The sequence below is a fragment of the Chromohalobacter sp. HP20-39 genome (assembly GCF_033052815.1).
In the GTDB taxonomy this organism is placed as follows: domain Bacteria; phylum Pseudomonadota; class Gammaproteobacteria; order Pseudomonadales; family Halomonadaceae; genus Chromohalobacter.
This window is the reverse complement of the sequence record NZ_JAWHTP010000378.1, coordinates 1-325: the sequence shown is the minus strand read 5'-3', so window position 1 is coordinate 325 and position 325 is coordinate 1. Positions and strand designations below refer to the sequence as shown.

The 325-nt window shown below is 45.8% G+C and carries 1 pseudogene; it reads left to right on the top strand.

What is annotated here, in order from left to right:
• A pseudogene (locus RVY79_RS18450) lies at positions 1–325 on the top strand (hypothetical protein); the annotation flags it as partial.

Genomic DNA, 325 nt, shown 5'->3' with positions numbered 1-325 from the left:
ATTCTCACAGAAGAACATCCAGCCTGGATTGGAAGTTTTTCCGCTTCGCAAAATTTACGACACAACCGCACTACTAGATTTCAGAACTGCCTTGCAGGCACACCCCAACAAAGAAGCACTCCAAGCCAAGCTGGACCAACTAATTAAGGCAATAACCACCTACAAGCTGCCGAACGTAGTTCTCAAAGACCTTGCAGTAGAAGAAGTCTGTCCAATTTTTGAGCGCATCAACAGCTCCGGCACCAAGCTTAGCACCTACGACCTTATGGTCGCCGCAACCTGGTCTCACAATTTTGATCTTGACGATAATGTAGAAGAAATTTCT